The sequence below is a fragment of the Microbacterium sp. 69-7 genome (assembly GCF_001897985.1).
Classification (GTDB): domain Bacteria; phylum Actinomycetota; class Actinomycetes; order Actinomycetales; family Microbacteriaceae; genus Microbacterium; species Microbacterium laevaniformans.
The window spans coordinates 1-19,452 of the sequence record NZ_MKRU01000002.1 but is presented as its reverse complement, the minus strand read 5'-3'; the positions used below and the strand labels follow the sequence as shown (position 1 = coordinate 19,452).

The 19,452-nt window shown below is 67.0% G+C and carries 14 protein-coding genes and 1 pseudogene; 5 read left to right on the top strand and 10 right to left on the bottom strand.

Annotated elements, in window-relative coordinates; all coding sequences use genetic code 11:
- Positions 1-11: 11 nt before the first annotated feature.
- The 10 genes and pseudogenes from BGN98_RS00090 to BGN98_RS00045 form a co-directional block, all read right to left on the bottom strand.
- Positions 12-4,721, bottom strand: coding sequence for a LamG domain-containing protein (locus BGN98_RS00090; RefSeq protein WP_288118583.1), 4,710 nt, complete (start codon positions 4,719-4,721; stop codon positions 12-14).
- 53 nt (positions 4,722-4,774) lie between these two features.
- Positions 4,775-5,452 carry a DUF4352 domain-containing protein gene (locus BGN98_RS00085; protein ID WP_288118580.1) on the bottom strand — a complete coding sequence of 226 codons (678 nt, stop codon included), beginning with the start codon at positions 5,450-5,452 and terminating at the stop codon, positions 4,775-4,777.
- On the bottom strand, positions 5,449-6,684 hold the full coding sequence (locus BGN98_RS00080) for a glycosyltransferase (protein WP_288118577.1): 1,236 nt from the start codon (positions 6,682-6,684) through the stop codon (positions 5,449-5,451). The genes BGN98_RS00085 and BGN98_RS00080 overlap by 4 nt, the downstream gene beginning before the upstream one ends.
- Before the next feature lies 1 nt (position 6,685).
- Positions 6,686-7,582, bottom strand: a complete 897-nt coding sequence (locus tag BGN98_RS00075; RefSeq protein WP_288118575.1) for a hypothetical protein — start codon at positions 7,580-7,582, stop codon at positions 6,686-6,688.
- Positions 7,579-8,703, bottom strand: a complete 1,125-nt coding sequence (locus BGN98_RS00070; protein ID WP_288118574.1) for a Gfo/Idh/MocA family protein — start codon at positions 8,701-8,703, stop codon at positions 7,579-7,581. The genes BGN98_RS00075 and BGN98_RS00070 overlap by 4 nt, the downstream gene beginning before the upstream one ends.
- On the bottom strand, positions 8,700-9,848 hold the full coding sequence (locus BGN98_RS00065; protein ID WP_288118572.1) for a DUF1972 domain-containing protein: 1,149 nt from the start codon (positions 9,846-9,848) through the stop codon (positions 8,700-8,702). The genes BGN98_RS00070 and BGN98_RS00065 overlap by 4 nt, the downstream gene beginning before the upstream one ends.
- Complete coding sequence (locus tag BGN98_RS00060; RefSeq protein WP_288118570.1) at positions 9,848-11,374, bottom strand: sugar transferase; 1,527 nt, start codon at positions 11,372-11,374, stop codon at positions 9,848-9,850. Before BGN98_RS00060 ends, BGN98_RS00065 begins: the two co-directional genes overlap by 1 nt.
- 536 nt (positions 11,375-11,910) lie before the next feature.
- Positions 11,911-12,994 (bottom strand): annotated as a pseudogene (locus tag BGN98_RS00055) (IS256 family transposase).
- A gap of 168 nt (positions 12,995-13,162) precedes the next feature.
- Positions 13,163-13,777: a type IV toxin-antitoxin system AbiEi family antitoxin domain-containing protein gene (locus BGN98_RS00050; protein ID WP_036285967.1), complete on the bottom strand. Its 615-nt coding sequence runs from the start codon at positions 13,775-13,777 to the stop codon at positions 13,163-13,165.
- Positions 13,778-13,827: 50 nt separating this feature from the next.
- On the bottom strand, positions 13,828-14,511 hold the full coding sequence (locus BGN98_RS00045; RefSeq protein ID WP_051498741.1) for a hypothetical protein: 684 nt from the start codon (positions 14,509-14,511) through the stop codon (positions 13,828-13,830).
- Positions 14,512-15,239: 728 nt separating this feature from the next.
- Here BGN98_RS00045 and BGN98_RS00040 point away from each other — a divergent pair.
- From BGN98_RS00040 to BGN98_RS00020, 5 genes are all read left to right on the top strand, one after another.
- Positions 15,240-16,046, top strand: a complete 807-nt coding sequence (locus BGN98_RS00040; protein WP_288118565.1) for a TIGR04255 family protein — start codon at positions 15,240-15,242, stop codon at positions 16,044-16,046.
- A 560-nt stretch (positions 16,047-16,606) separates the two neighbouring features.
- A complete protein-coding gene (locus BGN98_RS00035) occupies positions 16,607-17,566 on the top strand; it encodes a hypothetical protein (protein WP_288118562.1) in 960 nt (319 codons plus the stop codon).
- 137 nt (positions 17,567-17,703) lie between these two features.
- Positions 17,704-18,390, top strand: coding sequence for a GntR family transcriptional regulator (locus tag BGN98_RS00030; RefSeq protein ID WP_288118560.1), 687 nt, complete (start codon positions 17,704-17,706; stop codon positions 18,388-18,390).
- 101 nt (positions 18,391-18,491) lie between these two features.
- Positions 18,492-18,890 carry a plasmid replication, integration and excision activator gene (locus BGN98_RS00025; protein WP_288118558.1) on the top strand — a complete coding sequence of 133 codons (399 nt, stop codon included), beginning with the start codon at positions 18,492-18,494 and terminating at the stop codon, positions 18,888-18,890.
- Positions 18,890-19,452: hypothetical protein (locus tag BGN98_RS00020; RefSeq protein WP_288118556.1), on the top strand; the 563-nt coding region annotated here is incomplete at its 3' end. The genes BGN98_RS00025 and BGN98_RS00020, both read left to right, overlap by 1 nt.

Below are 19,452 nucleotides of genomic sequence, written 5' to 3'. Positions count from 1 at the left end.
CCCCGTCGGAACTACTTCGCGGGTCCGGCCCAGAAGCCGTCGTAGGAGTACTGCACGGGAACGGCGGTGGCGCTGGCGGACAGGTAGCTGTTGATACCGACGACGCCGGGCACTTGGAGGGCCGGAGTGGCGTCGGACGATGTCAGGGTCCACGATGCGGGCTCCGCCGTCGCGGTGCGCCACACCTTGGCCTTGAGGCTCGTCGCGTTGGCCCCGCTCACCTGGAAGCGGATGCTGAGTGCATCGCCGGCGGTCACCGTGGTGTTCGGGATGGTCAGGCTCGTCAGCACGGTCTCGGTGCCTGCCACCGTGCGGGTGAGCCACACGGCCACGGCTCCCGTCGAGGCCACACGCACCTTCGCCCGATAGTCGTTCGCGGCATCGACCTGTCGACCGATCGCGGAGAAGTAGTACCCGCCCCCGGTCGACGGCTGGCTGAACGTCACGGTGAACCGCTCCTCGGCGTCGGTCGACGCGGTCGCCGCGGGCAGCGACGCCGTGTACGAGTTGCCCGCCGACAGCGTGACCTTCCCTGTTCCACCGGAGACGGAGAACTTGCCGACCGCCGTCGCCGTGTTCGGTGTGATCGCCCAGGCTCCGCCCACATCGGAAGCGCCCCAACCGCTGGCGACGGTGCGCTCGAAGTCGTCGCGCGCCCATACCCGCGGGGCCGTGACCGTCACGGGAGCGGTCTGTGCGGATGTCGCACCGTGATCGTCGGCCACGGTCAGCGAGATCGTGTAGGACCCGGCCGCCGCGTAGTCATGCACGGCGGTGGCGCCTGTCGCGCTCGTCCCGTCTCCGAAATCCCAGGTATACGAGGCGATGCTGCCGTCCGGGTCCGTCGAGCCGGTGGCATCGACGGCAACGCGAAGGTCGGTCACCCCGGTGACGAACGCGGCGACCGGCGGCTGATCGGCGACCACCGTGATCGCGTGGGACGCGGTGGTGGTGGCTCCCTTGTCGTCTGTCGTCACCAGCGAGACGGTGTAGGTGCCGGCCGATGTGTAGACGTGCGAGGCCGTCGCTCCCGCGCCGGTGGATCCGTCGCCGAAGTCCCACGCGAACGAAGCGATGGTGCCATCGGGGTCGGTGGAGGCGCTGGCGTCCACGCTCACGGAGAGGAAGTCCGTCGTCTCCGTGAAGGCTGCTGTCGGCGGTTGGTTCGGAACGGCGCTCGCCGTCACCACGCGCGTCACCGTGCCCGTCATCCCGTCGTTGTCGGTCACCGTGAGCCGCACCGTGTAGTCGCCCGGAGCGGCGTAGGTGTGCGCGGCGTTCGTCCCGGAGGCTGAGGTTCCGTCGCCGAAGTCCCACGCAAAGGCGGCGATGGAGCCGTCGCTGTCGTGCGATGCGCTGCCGTCCACGCTGAGGGCGAGATGGTCGATGGTGGGGGAGAAGGCCGCGGTGGGCGCTTGGTTCGGCGCCACGGTCACGGTCTTCGACAGTGCGCCGGTGAGAAGCGTCGCGTCCGTGGCGGTGAGCGTGATCGTGTACGTGCCGGCGGCGGCGTAGGTGTGCGTCGCCGTCGGTCCTGACGCGCTCGTGCCGTCGCCGAAGTTCCATGCGTAGGTGGCGAGGTTGCCGTCGGCATCCGTCGTCGCGGAGCCGTCGACGGTCGTCGTGAGATAGGTCGAAGCGACCGTGAACGAAGGCACCGGTGCGCGTTCGCTCGGTACGCGGCCCGCCGCGGCGAAGTGCGCGCGCACACGACTCTCGCTGAGGACGCTCGGATACACGGCGACCTCATCGAGGGTGCCGGCGATGTAGTTGCTCGACGTGTTGCCCCAGGTCTTGTCGCCACCGATGCGCCAGAAGCCGCGGTAGACCTGTGCGGTGGTCACCGGCGAACTCGCCACGAGCTGCGTGTCGATCCACAGTTTCATCCCGTCGGCTCCCTGCGAGGCGACGATGTGGTGCCACTGGCCGTCGTTGTAGGCGTTCGTGCTCGTGATGGTGTTCTGCGTACCGTTGTACGTGCCGAAGTTCACGCGTCCATTGCTCTGCATCACGACGTGCCGGTCGTAGCTGCTGCTCAGCCCGGAGGACGTGTTGCCGAACCCGATGAGCTTGCCACCCTTCGTGCTCGTGGTCTTGACCCACAGTTCGGCGCTGAAGGCCCGCGGAGCGTCCCACGCTTCCTGAGCGACTCCGAGCGCCGTGCTGCCGTTGAAGGTGGTGGCGCTACTGCCGGGGCTGATCCCGCCGACGGCGCGTGTGACGGTACCGGACAGTGCTCCGACCGGACCGCCGCCGGCGGCGTCGGTGAGTGCGGTGCCCGTGGCTTCGTCGAGACGCCAGTACAGATCGGGTCGATCGGCCGACACCGTTGTGCCGTACGCGTCCGACCCGGCGGTGCCCCATGCGCCCGTGCGACCGCTCACGGTGTAATGCGACTGCACATCCGTCTGCGAGAGCGCCTTCGGGTAGACCGCGACGTCGTCGATGCTGCCGGCGAGCCCGGCGTCGGTGGGACGATTCGTGAAGCCCGACGTCTGGTCGGCCCCGATCCGCCAGTAGCCCGTGTAGGACTTCGGCGTGGTCGCCGCCTGGGAGCGCCCGACGCGCACACCGTCGACGAAGAGCTGCATCCCCGTGCCGTCGACCGTGCCGACGAGGTGGTGCCATTGGCCGTCGTTCACGCTGCCGCGGCTGAACACGGTGCGGTAGGCGCCATCGTTGATGGAGAAGTTCACGCGTCCGGCGGTGTCGAGGTAGAGCACGCGGTCGGTGCCGCCGGAGGACGAGGTCCCGGCGGCGGAGTCCCCGAAGCCGACGATGCGCCCTCCGCGTGTGCTCGTGGTGTTCACCCAGGCCTCGACCGACACCGCCGTGTCGCTCGGCAGCGCATCCACCGTCGTCATGCGTGGCGTACTGCCGCCGGCCGACGTGATCGCGGCATCCGTGTCGCCCTGCAGCGCCCCGGACGCTCCGAGCGTGAGTCCGGTGGGGATGCCGGGAGCGTCGCCCACATCATCGAACAGTCGCGTGGCCCCGCTCGGCTCTCCGAGTCGCCAGTAGTGCGAGGCTCCGCCGGCGCGGACGGCGGCGCGGTACGCGGAGGTGGCCGCGTCGGAGACGGTGATCCACGGTGACCACGCGCTCCACTGGATGTTGCCGTCGGCATCCTTTGCTCTCACCTGGTAACGCACTTGGCTGCCGGGAGTCTGTCCGCTGTCGACGATGCTGAGACTCGGCAGCGACCAGAAGCGACCGTCGGTGCGGCTGAACGTGGCGATCTTGGTCGCGGGGCTGCGGAAGACGTCATAGGTGATGGCCGCTCCGTCGCGGTCCCACGCGCTGCTGAACGGCACACGCACCAGCCCGCGTTCGTTCGAGTACGGTGTGGGCGTCATCGCGGCGGTGTAGATCGGACCGCTCAGATGCGGTGACGCGGTGCGCTTGCCGAACCGGGCCAGACCTTGCTGGGCGATGCCGTTCACCTTGGGGAACTCGCCGCCGAGGACGACGTAGTTGCTGTTGCCCGTGACGCTCCACGCGGCCTGGCGGGCGGACGTATACGAGCCGAAGTCGAGGTCGGGGTACCAGTTCAGCAGGCCCGCGTACGGCAGGCCGGTGAAGTCCCACCCATAGGCGTCCTTGCGCGTGATCGTGCCCACGGGGGTCGTCGGCTCCGCTGTCGCCTTCATCCACCGCGAGCGCGGGTTCGTGTCGGGGAACCCGCCGACGACGCTGCAGTCGTGGTGGTGGCTCGCCACGTACAGCACGCCGTTCTGGGGGAAGGTGGAGTACGTGTCGCCGAGGCAGTCGTTGACCCAGTTCAGTGCTCCGGTGTACGGGTCGGCCGCGAAGGTGCCCTCGAAGGAGGCTCCCGCGCCGAACGCGTACCCCGACCCATAGACCTGGGTGCCGTCGGTGCTCAGGCTGGAGATGGCCCCGTTGAGACCCGCGCTGCGGATGCGGTCGACAGCGGCCCACGGCATGCTTGCACCGCTCGCGGCATCCAGGGCTCCCATTCCATACGCGGCGGCGCCGTTGAGCAGGGTGAACGAACCCGCCACGATCAGCCGCGACGAGTCGGGACTGGTGACCATGTCCCACACGAAACCGTCGCCCGACGCGGTGGGCGCCCACGACGTCAGCGCGCCGGTCGTCGCGCTCCACGCCGCCAGTTCGGTGCGCGGCTGGCCGTTGCTGGAGCGGAAGTTCCCGCCCGCGTATACGGTGTCGCCGATGAACGAGAAGGCGCGCACCTGTCCATCGGTGCGCGGTGCCCACGGCGTCAGCGCACCCGTCGCGACGTCGAAGGCGGCCACGTGTGCACGCGCCTGGCCGTCGACGGTGGTGAAGTCGCCGCCGAAGTAGACGGTCTTCCCGTCGGGAGCGGCGCGGACGACGAGCCCCTGGGCGTCGAAGGCGTGCGCGAACCCCGCGACGGGGTTGCCGGTGGTGATGTCGAAGGCGAACACGTTGTTCGCGTCGATCTCACCGGCTCCGCCCGCCGCGACCCCCGGCGGCCGCGCTTTCGTGAAGCTGCCGGTCACGTAGACCGTGGTGCCGACGACGGCCTGGCTCCAGACGACGCCGTTGATCTGCCAGGTCGGCAGGAGGTCGACGGTCACGGTCTCCGGTGTGGCCGGCGCGGTATCTGCCGCCGCGGCGGGTGCGGCGGCAAGACCGCCGGAGATGATCACCGCAGCCGCCAGGACGGGCGCGATCAGGCGGGTGAGGCGCGACGAGTGCGCGGCGGGTCGGGTCATGATGCTCCTCGGGCGGAGTGGGCAACGGATACCGGGGCGGAACACGGCGGGTCTCAGGTCAGCGCGCCGCGGAACACCGCGGAGGTGTGGAGGGCGTCGAAGTCGACGACGATCGTGAGTGGGGCGGAATGGTCCGTCGGCGCGGCGACCGCGTAGACGGCGGTCGTCGTCTGCCGGGGGTCTACCGTGCCGCTGAAGTCGCGCGCCCCGGACTCCGGGGTGTACACGGGGGTGAGACGGTTGCCCTCGGCATCCAGCACCGTCACGACCGACGTCGAGACGTCGATGGGCTGCGACGACCCGTTGGTGAGTTCGACGGTGAGCCGCGCGAACTCGCGTCCGGTCGCGGTGCCGGGGCCCTGGGACGTCTCGGTGGCGTACGAGACATCCGTGATCTGCAGCGTGACACCGTCCGCGTACACCACCGGTGCATCGGGAGCGGATGCCGCCGCGCTCACGGTGGCAGTGCCGCCGCCTCGTCCGACTTTCGCGACGGGAGCGTCGGCAGCGGGTGACGCTGTGGGGGCTTCGCTGACTGCCTCTCCCGTGGACACTGGTGCGCTGGAGGCCGGAGCCGCCGGTGTCGCTGCCGGGGCGGATGCCCCCTCCGGGAGCGGGGCGGAGCAGGCCGTGGTGGTCAGAACGAGGGTCAGGCTGAGCGCTGCCGCTGCCGCACCGATCGTGGCGGCTCGGGGGCGGAGACGTGCGGACGTCGCGACCGTGCGCCTCATCGCCTTCTCCCCTCGAGCACGAGGGGTTCCGACTCGCTCATCGTCGACGCCGCCGTCCGACCGGGCGCTCGCGCGCCGAGATCTCCGATGCGCTCGGCGAGTGCGTCGGACAGAGCGCGATGGTAGGCGTCCGGCGAGTGGCGCCGTCGCACCGTCTCGGCGTCTCGCCACGCCCGGTCGCGCATTGCGGCCCAGTCGTCTCGCACTCCGATGAGACCTCTCGCGAGGTCATCGGCGCTGTCGGTCGGAACGAGGACGGCCGCTTCGAGCCCCCCGGAGGCCTCGCGCAGCCCCGAATGATCGGCGGCGACCACCGGGCGTGCGCACAGCAGGGCCTCGATCAGGACGTTGCCGAACGATTCGTCCCCGCGGGAGGGAACGACCGCCACGTCGGCAGCGGACACGATGTCCCACACCATCCGTTGGAAGCCGACGATGCGAACACGGTCCTCGAGTGCAAGGCGCGAGATCTGTTCTCGGAGCTGTCGCTCGTACCACTCGTAACCGCGGAAGACGTCGCCCACGATGTCGAGTTCCGCGTCGATCCCCGCGGACCGGAGGCGATCGATCGCATCGATGGCGAGATCCACTCCCTTTCTCGGCGACAGACGTCCGACGTACACGACCCGCAGGGGTCCATCGAGGTGGATACGGGCCGGCGACGGTCGGTCGGGGCCGGCGATACCGTTCAGGACGACCCGGGCGCGATCGCGCCGCTCGAGCCATGCAGACCCCGACACGCGACGACTGGTCTGGGAGTTGAAGACGACGCCGCTCGCCCACCGCAAGGGTCGGGTCAGAAGTGCGCGCGCGGGCGCCGACAGCGTGGATTCGGCTTCGTGCACGTGCACGACGCTGGCGGCCCCCGCCCGGCGCGCGGCGCGCAGCCAGAACGGGATCGTCACGGTGTTCACCATCACGACGTCGGCTTCGAGATCGGCGACCAGGCGACGCATGCGCGGCGTCTGCACGGCGATCTCGCGGACGAGTCGTACGAGTCCCCCGGGCCGCAGAGCACTCTTCCGGATCACGGGCGCCTCGAGGAACACGACTTCTGCGCCCGCCGCGCGCAGCAGCGGGATGAGAGGACCGTCGTCCGAGCTTGTCACGACCACGTGCCAGCCCAGTTCGACGAGTCCGCGGACACCCTCGAGCATCATCCGGTCCGATCCGTAGAGGTCGGCGGAGGGGTTGGCGATCAGGACAGTACGACAGCGTGCGGCGGAGACCATCTCAGTGCTCCGGCCAGTACTCGTCGACGAGACTCACCGTCGAGGCGATGTTGGCTCGGCTCGACGCGCCGAACACGATCGATTCGAGGTTGGGTAGCGCGGTGACCCATTCGATCGCTTCGCGCGGCGAGATCGCACCACTGGCGAAGACCGACATCGCGACGGCGCGGAACGGGCGCTTCTGCATCGCGTCGAGGTAGCTGCCCACGCCGCCGGACATGCGGAAACCGAGCTTGTTGATGTTGGAGCAGACGATCGGGTTCTCCACGCCGGCGCGGTCGAGATCGTCGAGCAGTCGCGGCAGGTTCATGGTGATGAAGCCCGGCTCGGCGTTGTAGCGCTTTCGGACATGGTTCGCGAAGATGCGGAAGGCATCGGTGAAGCCCAGGCCCGACAGCAGATCGACGATCACGTTCTGCAGCCAGATCACGGGCGTCGCCAGGCCCGAGAACATCTTGAGCTCGGCGTCGATCAGCAGCGTGGCGACGCCCTCGATGTCCTTGCGCGCGAACGACGACGCGCCCCGCGCGATGGAATCCAGCAGCCCCTCTTCCGGCAGGAAGCGTCGCACCGCGCCGAGGAACCCGTCGTCGGTGACCGCATTGGCGTACTTGTGTGCGTACGGCATGCAGGGGAAGAACGTCATCTGGTCGTACCGGTCAGGATCCGCGCGTACCCGGTCGGCGATCTCACCGATGCGGTCGTGCGTCGTGCACATGAACGTGTGGACGCCCTCGTCGTAGGCGGCGTCCAGCACCGACATGATCGCGTCGGTGTCCTGGAAGCGCATCTGCTGGGCACGCGCCTTCTCCTCGGACATGTGGTTGACGCCGAAGAACTGGTTGTCGCCGAACAGCAGGCGGTCCATCGTCCGGGTGGACGGGGTGATGAGAGTCATCGTGCTCCTCCTCGCAGGGCGCGCAGTGCCGTGCCGAATCGGCTCGCGCGGCGCGGCGCGAGCGGGGTGATGGTCGCGGTGTGGCCGGATGCCGCGAGTCGCGCGTCGACGCGGGTGGCGTCTTCGCTGATCATCGCGATGACGCGGTCGGTCGCCGCGGCGGAACCGAAGTCGTTCTGGCCGTGGACGGCACGAGAGCGCACACGCCAGACGAAGGCATCGAGTTGCGCACTGTACTCCTCGCCGCGTAGGTAGAACCACGGCGCTTCGGTGAGGTCGGTGGTGTAGCGGACGTTCCAGCCCGCGCGATAGCCCTCCGGGATCTCCGCGGTGTCGCGCAGGTACACCTGAATCTCCTGCCGGTCCGCGTGGATGCGCCCGTGCTCACCCCACAGGGTGATCTTGGTCGTCATCTTGCGCTGCGACTCGTCCGACCAGTTCGCGATGATCTGCGCGGTGCCCTGCGGGTAGTGCAGCGTCGCCGCGACGGCATCGTCGATCTGCGCCGAGAAGATGCTCGTCAGCTGGCTGCCGCTGACCGACTCCGGCTCGCCCAGGTACCACGTGAGCAGGTTGAGCGGGTGCGCCGCATAGTCGTAGAGGCAGCCCCCGCCGGTGGCACGCTGGCTGCGCCAGGTGCGTCCGGCCGGCTTCAGCACCACCGGCCCGTACGCTTCGGCGAGCGCGGTCTCGACCGTGCCGATCGCGCCGAGTTCGAGCAGCCGCTGCACTTCGCGGAACGCGCCGACGAAGCGGTTGTGGTAGCCGACCTGCGTGACGATGCCCTTCTCCTCGGCGAGGGCGGCGAGCTCGACGCTCTCGGCGGGATCGATGACCAACGGCTTCTCGCAGAACACGTGGATGCCGCGGCGGAACGCCTCCCGGATCATCCCGGCGTGCAGATGCGTCGGCGTCGCGACGATGATGGCTTCGGGCGCCGCCTCGTCGAGCATCTTGCCGAGGTCTTTATAGGTCGCCACCCCGGTGTACTTCGACAGGATGTCGAGAAGATAGCCGGTGGCGTCGCACACACCGACGAGATTGGCCTCCGGGTGCGCCTTGATCATGGACAGGTGAGAGAGCCCCATTTTGCCGAGGCCCACGACGGCGACATCGATCACACCAGCACCTCCGTTCGTTGTGAAACATGGCCGTGGCGCGCGAGCGCCGTGAGCAGTGCGTGCTCGTACTGGGCGCCGATGTGCTCCCAGGTGAACTCTTCGCGGTACCGAGTTCGACTGGCCTCGCCCATCCGATGCAGCCGCTCGGCGTTCGGCAGGAGCTCGTCGAGCAGGACTGCGAGATCGTCGGCGTCGCGGAAGTACGCGTTGTCGGGTCCGGCGACCCAGCTGTTGTAGCGGTTGTCGTGGGCGATGACCGCGTTGCCCGCGCCCATCGCTTCCACCAGTGACGGGTTCGTGCCGCCCACGGTGTGCCCGTGCACGTAGACAGCCGCGTGCAGGCGCAACGCGGCGAGCCGATCCGCGTCGAAGATCGCCCCCGGGAATCGCACCTCGTCCGAGGCTGCCGCGCGAACGGCGAGGTGGTACGGGTCGGTGTCGGTGTACGGACCGACCACGACGAGCGGCATCCCGCGGCGACGTGCCGACCAGGCGGTCACGATCTCGAGCACGGAGTTCTCCGGAATCGGCCGGCAGACGACGATGCCATACGCACCCGGGGCGAGCGCGAGGTCGGAGACCGGCGCGACGGGCGCGTCGACGACCTCGGGTGCGCCGTACGTGATGGTCTGCACGCGCCGTGCGCCGAAGTGACGCCGCAGATACGCGGAGATGACGGGGTGATCGCCGATGAGCACGTCACCGACGAGACCGGCGAGACGCTCGTTGCCCAGGAGGATGGCCTGTTTGGCGAGCCCCCAGCGCCGGCGGGTCCACTCCATCCCGTCCATGTTGATCACGTTGGGGATGCCGCGAAGGCGCGGCATGACGTCGAGGACGCCGGTGTTGTATCCGAAGGTCAACCACACATCACCCTCGCGCTGGTGTGCGGTGGCGTGGCGGATCGAGACGAGGTCGAAGTGGGACGTGCCCTTCCAGCCTTCGCGCGGTTCCGGAACGAGCACCCGTTCGATCCCCTTCCAGCGATCCGAGGTGATGTCGCCGTCGCCGTCGAGCTGGCAGTAGACCACGACGTTCCAGCCACGATCGCGCAGGTACATCGCGACATGCTGTGCGGCAGTCTCGAACCCGCCGTAGGCGGCGGGGACGCCGTGCGTGCCGAGGATGCGGACCGTGCGTGTCATCAGTACGCTCCGTCCGGTCGCAGCATGACGCGCACCGTCCGCCACATGAGGACGATGTCCGTCATCACCGTCCAGTTCTCCACGTACCGCAGGTCGAGCCGCACGCTCTCCTCCCAGCTGAGGTCGCTGCGTCCTCCGACCTGCCAGGGGCCGGTGATGCCCGGCTTGATGTACAGGCGACGGAAGACGTCGTCGTCGTAGGTGGCGACTTCGCTCGGAAGGGGAGGGCGCGGGCCAACGACACTCATGTCGCCGACCAGCACGTTCCAGAACTGGGGAACCTCGTCGAGCGAGTACTTCCGCAGGATCCGGCCCACGCGGGTGACCCGAGGGTCGTCGTGCATCTTGAACAGCGGGCCCGCGCCCTCATTGGCCGCGAGCAGCGCGGCGCGCCGCTCCTCGGCATCCACGGCCATCGAGCGGAATTTGATCATCCGGAACTCGTGGCCGTCACGCCCGACCCGTGCTTGGGGAAAGAACAGCGGACCGGGCGAGTCGAGCTTGATCGCGATGGCGATGACCGCCGCGATCGGCGCGAAGAAAAGGAGTGCGATCGAAGCGACCGCGATGTCGAGTGCGCGCTTGGCGAGGTAGGCGCGGCCGGTGAACGAGGCGATCTCGACGTGGATGAGTGGCAGCCCCTCGACGGGCCGCAGCGACATGCGCGGCCCGGCGACATCGGAGACGCGGCTGGAGATCACCAGTTCTGCGGCCGTGTTCTCCAGCTGCCAGGCGAGGTGCTTGATCTCGTCGGCGCCTTCGTCTCCGCGGCTGGCGATGATGATCGTGTCGGCGTCGAGTGCTGCGGCTGCTTCGGCCACGCTGTGCGTGCGCATCGCCGGGTAGATGGCGTCGCCGACGCGCAGGCTGTCGAGCTCATCTCCCTGCAGCGACGCGCCCACGACCTGGTAGCCGAGGCCGGGGTCGGCGATCGAACGGATCACGTACTCCACGTCGGCACGCTCTCCGACGACGATCGCTCGCGTCGTGTACGCGCCCGCGATGCGGCGACGGATGAGCCATCGGCGCCAGAGCCAGCGCTCCACGAGGAGGACGCCGATCCCGAGCGGCAGCGCGACGAAGAGCTGCGCGCGGATGCCGTCGACGTCGATGGCCACATCGATCATCGCGAGAAGACCGAACGCGAACCCGGTCGCGTGGATCACGCGGGTGTACTCGGCGGCGCCCGAGCCGATGAGCTTGACGTCTCGCGTTGCGAAGGCGGAGAGCATCAGGAGCCAGATCACGGCCGTCGCGGCGGCGATCTGGAAGACGAGGCCAGGATCGGCGACGGCGAGCGGACCACTCACCGCGCCGATCGAGGCCACCGAGGCCACTGCGCACGTGAAGGCGACCGCGGCGGCGTCGCTCGTGCGCAGGATCCAGCGGTAGCGGCGTTCCCACGACTGCCGGCGCTCGAGAGCGCGCGACGGTGGTGCGGCCGCGGACGCCCGGGACGCGATGGTCGGGAACGGGGAAACGAACCCGGTCGTCGCGATGCCCGTGGCGTCGTGAAGCGCGCTCATCGTGTGATCCCCAGCACGGACGAACGCTGCAATGCAGTCGGCATTTTGCCCCCCAGCAAACCGACGGACGAATCGAAATCCGTCCACCCCCAGTAAGACGACGCGAAGACCCCCGTCTCCTGCGGACCAACCCCCCGGCTGTCACGCGTGCGTCGTGGGCGACTCTACCCCGCGAATCGCGTCGAGCGCCACCGCGAGTATTCAGCCTGTGGACGGATGCCGTTCATCGAGCATTTCTCGGTCGTTGGGCGCCGCGCCGCGCGCCGAGTCGAATTGCCCTACCCCAGTGCGTCGACGACGGCTGCCCGTCGCTGCGCGGCCACGCGCGGCGAGGCATCCCAGATCTGCGTCATCCGCTCGGCGTCGAACGCCGGCCCGCCGGGGTCTCCGCACTTCCTTGCTGCGACCGGCCCCAGACCGGCTCAAAGGCCCCGGGGTGCCTCCGATGAGAGGCGGTCGCGAGGTATTTCGACTCGCTGCGCTCGCTGGTCAAGTCCCCGGCAGTGGTGTAGCGCTTGGTCCTTCGATTTGAGGGGTTAGGCGCTGAGTTCGAGGGTGGTGTCGGTCACCTCCTCGATGTCGGTGTCGGCGATGAGGGTGTGTCTGCTTTTGGCGACGATGTCGAGGCCGAGGTAGCGGCGGCCTTCGGCCCATTCGTCGGTCTGCTCGGCGAGGACCGCGCCGAGGTGCTCGAACGCGTCGGGGAGCTTGTCGTCGACGTAGTCCAGCAGACGGTCGAACTGGGCGTGAACGCTGTCGGCGTCGGGTTGGTCGTAGACGGAGTGGAGCATCGCTTTCACCGCCGGCCACATCGCCTTCGGTGTCACGCTCATCAGGTTCGCCGCGTAATGCGTGCGGCATCTCTGCCAGACCGCGCCGGGCAGGTTCGCCGCGATCGCCTCGATGAGCCCGGTGTGGGCGTCGGAGGTGACCAGGCGCACCCCGCCCAGTCCGCGGGCGACGAGGTCGGCGAAGTAGCTGTTCCAGGCCGCTCCCGTCTCACTGGTCGCGACGCGCAGGCCGAGGACTTCGCGGCGCCCGTCGGCGTTGACCCCGGTCGCGACGAGCACGACGGCGTTGATGACACGCCCGCCTTCGCGGACCTTCATGGTCAGCGCGTCGGCGGCGACGAACGTGAACGGGCCGGCATCGTCAAGGGCCGGTGCCGGAACTGGTCGACGTGCTCATCGAGCTCAGCCGCCATCCGCGAGACCTGGGACTTGGAGAGGGAGTGGATCCCGAGGGTCTTGACCAGCTTGTCCATCCGGCGGGTGCTCACCCCGGCGAGGTAGCAGTCCGCGACGACGGTGATCAGCGCGGTCTCGGCGCGTTTGCGGCGCTCCAGCAACCAGTCCGGGAAGTACGTCCCCTGCCGCAGCTTCGGGATGGCGACGTCGATGGTCCCGACGCGGGTGTCGAGGTCGCGGTGCCGGTACCCGTTGCGTTGCGCGACACGGTCAGCGCTGGGCTTGCCCCATTCGGCGCCGACGACGGCGTCCACGTCGGCGGACAGCAGCGCGTTGATCATGGTCTGCAGCAGGCTGCGCATCAGATCCGGCGACGCATCGGACAGGGCTTCGGCGAGCACGCTCGCAGGTCGACAATATGAGGAGCGGTCATCGTGATGATTCCGTTCGAGTGGGATGTGAGAGTTTCCTCGAAGGATCACACGGTGACCGCGCTCACGTCGTGAACGACGAGCTTGGTCACCGCGCGCTACACCACTAGGCGGGACTCCACTTACGTCGTCGCGGTTCGAGTGAACCCGCCTGGCCTCCGAAGCGCGGCCTAGCTTGGCACCGCTTCACTGAGTCCATCCATGAGCGCGGCCCCCGACGGCTCTCGGTATCGGCGGGCAAGCGGTTCGAGCATCTCCTTCAGGCGATTCGGACGCAGCAGAATCCCTCGTTGAATCGCCTGCGCGACGGCATCGGACACGAGTGATAGGTATTCCCGCGATTCGATGAGGTCCGCGATCGTCCGCTCGACGCTCATGGACGGCATACCGTCGACGAACACGATGTCTTCGGCTGCCAGTGATCGGACACGGATTCGAACCCCGTCGATCCTCGTGGTCCGTCGAGTGGCGGCGACGAACTCGGATGCTCCAGGGAGCCAGTCCCCGATCTCGTGCAGCGCCGCTGCCGACTTTCCCGATGCGATCACGGATGCCGTGCCGCCGAGAGCGAGCCAGTGGATCCTGATGGTGTCGACCTCAAGCATGCCCGTCGGTGCTCCGGCCATCCGGTAGACGCCTTGCGCGACACGCTCGAGGGCACCAGAGGCCGCGAGATTCGAGAGGGTCTTGCGAGAGACCCCGACTTCGGCCGCCTGCGCTGTCGTGACCATCCCCCAGCGCTCAGCGGCGATCGCGCCGAGCTTTGCAATGGTCGAACTGGCCATACGGCATTTGTACCCTGAATCGAGGACAAAAGCTGTACTGGATGCGAAGACTATGAGAAACTCGGGCGCTCGGCGAGAACAGCGGGGAGTGACGTCGTGTTCTCGACCCATTCGCCCGCCGTAGGCGAGATCCATTGCGCGAGGTCGAGGGCGAGTCCCAAATCGCGTCGGAGATCACGCTGATGGATGGGCTCATGATGGGCGGCGCGGTTCCTGACGAAGTTGAGCTGCTGCATCCGGAACGCGACGTCGCGTTGCCTGGTGCGGAGGTCGGGATGTCCGTGAGCGAACGCGGCGTGCGTCGAAGGCACCCAAAGCGAGGTCAGATAGCGCGATTCGACCAGGTACCGCCAGAACCCCAGCGAAAGCTCGGCGATGACGCGCCCATGAACTTCCGGCCGGCGTCCCCGGTGGGTCGCTCGATCTCGGGCATGCTGAATGTCCTTGCGTCCTTGCTGATCGACCGGCACGACATCAAGCCAAGACGGGTGGCCGTGCTTGCGGGTCGCCCAGCTGCGCAACTGCGTGTCGAGGGCGTTACGGGCGATCACTTCGACCATCGAGGTGAGCTCCATCACGCTCGCAGCTGCGCGCATGTTCCACTCGTAGAGAGCGAAGGCGGCTGCGGTGCCGCCATCTGTTGCTCGGGAGTACGAGCCCAGCCGCTCGGCAGTCACAAGCGGGAGGAGCGATTCATAGTCCTCAGCGCTCAGGGCGGCTCGTTCGGTTGACATTCAGGATCCTGATCGTATGCTTGTACACGAAGACCCCGGAACGATCACTGGCTCAGCCACATCGCCGGGGTTTCGTCTTGCCAGTACCCGAGTAGGCTCCCGACCCTGCGGGCGCTTCGCGTGACGACGTCATCGGGAGCCTACTCGGGTACTGGGGCGATCTCGTCCGCCGCGCGGGGCATCTTCGCAGCTCGAGGCAGATTGGAAGGTGCCGATGTTGTCGTGTTCGCCGCGTCGAAAGGCGCCGTAACCGGCACAAAACCGGCACAACGTCTCCGAAGAGCCCGTTTCGTCTCTCTCCGCTCGTTCAACGACCGGAGAGAGGAGGCGCGTTTCGTCTTGCTCCGTTCCTCCCGCGACGGGAGGCGAAAACCGCCCTTGAACAGGGCAAAGCAAAACCCCCGCCATGTAGAAGCTAGGCGAGGGTTTCTGGGACCGTTGTAACGACGGTCCGTGTGGCTCCGACGGGCGTCGATCCCGTGACCTCACGATTTTCAGTTGTGTTCGCGGAGTCGGTGGGTGCTCACGAGTGCTCGTTTGCCGCGTGATTCCGCGGAAGTCGTGCTCGTTGGTGATGGCTGATCGTGGGTGGTCTCAGCCGGGCTCCCGGCCCGGGACCGGCCCGTCACATAACTAATCGCCGTCCGGCTGACCTGGACGACTACGACGACGACGGTCGTGAGCAAATCCAGCCGAAACGCCTCGTGTGAAGTATAGTGTGAAGTGTGATGAGTGAGTCTGATGGCCCTTTCGCCCGGAAGCACCCAGAGGTTCATCTCGAGCGAGCACCCCTCGTGCGAGTGCTGTGTCAGGTTCAATGGCCCGAGCACACGCTACTGTCGACGCGGTTCTCGGCGGTCGCTGACGAAATCGGCACCAGGCTATCCGACGAGTATCCCTTGAGCCCAGTGATCCAAGGGATCTCGTTCGAGCTCGATGCTCAAACTGGTCAGGTTCGACCCCAGGCGGTTCCCGCCGTGCGGCAGTGGGTCTCAGTAGACGACACCTGGTCCGTCTACTTCGCGCCGACTTTTGTCACGCTCGAGAACCGCGGGGCGTACACCTCGCGAGAGGACATGACGCAACGCTTCGCCCGAGTCCTGAGCGTGGTCTTTGAGTTGACAAGCCTTCCGGCAGCGCAGCGGGTTGGCTGGCGATATGTTAATCGAATCGAAGATCCACTCGAGTACGCGGACCTCGGAGAGTTGGTGCATGCCACGGTCCTCGGGGCAGGTGCAGTGCCGGCTCCGTCAAACGTTGAACTCGTTCACTCGTTCACCGAGTCGCTATTTCGCTCCGACCGCGGAAACTTGCTGGCGAAGTGGGGATTCATGCCGCCAAACGCGACCCACGATGCCAGCCTCGTTGCGGTTTCCAATCCGAGCTGGGTCTTGGACATCGACGCGTTTGACGAGAGTCGAAGTGCTTTCGAGCCCGAGCAACTGTTGGGACGGCTAGAGGAACTCACCACTCTGGCCTACGGATTCTTCCGTTGGTCGGTGAAAGAATCGTTCATAGACAGATTTGGGGGATAGGTCGTGCTGGCTACTCTTGACTCCCCGCCGCGTGTTCTGAGTGTGACTAGCGGCGACTATTCCCGCCATTCAGACCTCCCGAAGCACTCTCCCGTTTTGTTCTTCGTTGTCGGGGCGGCGACGGCGACCTCGGTGCTTCTGGGCGCGCCCGCTGCAGTGCCTTCAGTGGCGAACGCGACGTCGATCGTCCAGCGAACGCCGGCGACGACGACGCCGAGGGTCGTGGAATCCACTGCTGAAACAGTGAGGCGTGTGCGCGAAAGGTCAGGACTGACCTGGGATCAGTTTGCGAAAGCGTTCAATGTGTCGCGTCGCGCAGCTCACCACTGGGCGTCGGGTGGAAACCTCAGTGCCTCTAACTCCGCGCTTCTCGTCGAATTCGATCGACTGCTCACTGCTGTTGACTCAACGGATCCGAGCGAAGTTAGGGGGCGTCTGGTGAGCGCTGATAGCTCGGGTGAGAGTCCCTTGGAAGCATTCCGGAAGCTCGCGCTGAGCGCGTTTGCTGAGGCTCAGCCGCGTGTGATTGCACTGGAAGCGGCACTGGACCCGAGCTGAGCGTGGACGATGATGAGCGTCTCGACGCGTTTTGCCGCGAGTTGCGTCAGGGTGACGTCCTCGGGTTGCGGCAGATCTACGTGGGCTCAGAGCTTGTCGAGTGCCCGGATGACGTGATCATCATTTCGCAGACCTGCGACCTCGTGCGTCCAAAGGACAGGCCGAACATCGTGGTAGCCAAGGCCGTCCGGTTGAATTCGGCTGCGGCGAAGGATGCACTCCGTGGCAAGCGGCCGCGGTGGGTGGCTGTCGACGAGAAGGTTGATGGTCTGTTCGCCGATTTAGAGATGGTGTCGTCGATATCGAAGTCAGCTGCGGTGGAGCTGTCAGTCGAGCGATCCATCGCAGACGAGCATTGGTCAGCCCAGCGGCGCTTTGCGCAGAGGGTCGGCCGCAGGTTCTCGCGGCTCGCCTTGCCGGACAACATCGTCCCTTGGTTTGGCGGGCTCAGTGACCTGGTTCTCAGTAAGGCTGGGAAGCCGAACAGCCCGCTCGGTCGTGCGATTGAGATGATCGCCGAGATACGAGTCGCGGCTGATGACTGGACCAGGGACGGTGCGTCGGTAGAGCTATACATCGTCCTGGAGCCTGGAGAGCTGCCTTTGCTGTCGGATGAGCCAGCGGAGTGGAACCCGGCTGAGGCTGACGACCTGTCCGCAAGTACGATCGCAGGCGTGGCCGAGCGACTGTTTCCGGATAAAGCGCCTCGGCCGACGGGTGAACAGCGCAACGCGCTATGGTGGCAACTCGCAGAACTTCTCGGAGCCATTGTGGTTCCGACCGGGCCTTTGTCGCAGCTGCCAGCCGTGCGTAATGCGATCAAGGCGGTAGCTGTCTCGATCGTCGACGAGACCGAATTCACGATGGCGCAGTACCGTCGGTCTGACGAGCTGGACCTGTCTCATCTCTCGCCACCCTTGCCGCGCAACAACGATGGCGGTGCAGGAGAGCAGGAAGCGTGAGGAGCGCCCGGACCGCAGCGTAGCGAGGACCGGACGCACCGCAGCGCTTCCTGCTCTCCTTGCCGGCCGGAGGCCGGCCTTGAATGAGTAAGGAAAGTTCTCACAGCTCCGAGTGGGCGGGGCGATATCCTGTCTAGATGAGTGAGTTTCCGGTTGGCGAGCTGAATGGGCTCAAGGGTGCGCTCGTGCCGGCGTATCGGCAGATCGCCAACGAGCTGCGGAGGGTGATCGTTGATCACCGCTTACAGCCGGGCACCAAGCTCCCGTCAGAAACGGAGCTGGTGGCGAAGTTCGATGTCGCGCGCATGACCGCGCGCGAGGCGCTCCGCGTGCTGAAGACCGAGGGTGTCGTTCGATCGGAGCAAGGGAGGGGCGTGTTCGTCGATCGTGAAGTCGCTCCTAAGCGAATCCAGATGGGGGAGTCAACCTCATCGAACGAGGGCGAGTGGCGCGAGCGAGTGCATGGTGTCTTGGCTGCGGGGCGAGGTCAGGCCGAGGAAGCGGATGATGCTTGGGCGCGCTCGGCGCTCGATCTGTCAGACGGTTCATTGATCGCTATCTCAGTCCGACTCGAGCCGGCGCCAGGGCGCAGCGACGAGGCGCGAGTGTTCGTCGCAGGAGATATTGAAGGCGCCCACGTTCGCGCCGCCGAAGCCGTGTCGACCGCGCGCCAGTGGGTCGTCTCCGTACGAGCCAACCGGCATGGCGACTCTTCCGGGCTGCTCGTGACGCGAATCGGCTTGGACGGGTCAGACCGGCCAGTGGTTGCGAGCATCGGCAGCCGTTCCGGCTCATGGCCTGTGACCACAGCTGAGACCATCTAGGGTTGACAGCCTATCTAGACAAGTGAGACGCTAGTAGCGTTCACATCTAGCGAGCTGGTCGTACGCGGCAACTTGTCTAGATAACTAGATAGGAGAATCGAATGGCAATCCAGTCAGCAATCCCGGTCAACTTCGATGCGTTCTTCCCGCGTGGGGCGTTCGTTGTCGGTGAGGTCGAGCCCATCGTCAAGTGGTCGGATGACGGCCAGCGGCAGGGGCAAGACCTCGACAAGAACTCCGGCCACCCGCTGTGGCAGGTGCGCGTCATCGACGCCGACCCCGATGCCAAGAAGGGGCAGGGCGAGGTCACCGTCAAGATCGCGAGCATCTCCGAGCCTCAGCTTCCGCCTGAGATGAACGGGTTGCCGTTCCGTCCGGCAGTGTTCGAGGGGCTCACCGTGACGCCCTATGTGAAGGAGGGCCAGGGCCGGCCTCGCGTGGCCTATTCGCTTCGCGCTCGAGAGATGAAGCCGGCGCCCAAGCCGCGGGGTTCTGAGTAATGCGAACCACGGTGCCGCGGGGGCTGCGGAGTTGGGGTGACGAGATCGGTGTCCTCCTGCGCCGCTGGTGGTGGGTCGCGGCGGTCGTCGTCTTCGTTTCGTGGCTTCCGCCGGTGCCGGCCGTGCAAGTCGCCTTTACAGTCGGATTCCTGGCCCTTATTGGTCTCCTTGGCCTGTGGTTTACAATCACGGCTCTTCGGATGCCGCGCGGGTCAGACGACAAGTGGAAGCGCGGTGTAGCGCGCAGCATCGTCGCGAGCTGGCCTGAAATCGCGATGCGCATCGGCCTCGGCGTGCCCGGCTACGGCACACGCGGCATGGTGGTTCCTGCGATCAGCGCGCCCGTTTGGGACGGCTGGACGTGCGTCGTCGGGGTAGCTCTTCCGCCGGGACTTGGTCGCGAGCATCTGCATATGCAGGCGGAGCTTCTCGCGCAGGCGTTCGCCGCCCGACGTGCGACCGTTCACGGCGACCGCATCGGTGCTCTGACGCTGCGGCTGGAGTTCTCCGACGCCCTAGGGCGTGTTGATCAAGAAGGTGCGGGGTGGCCAGCCGCCGCGAG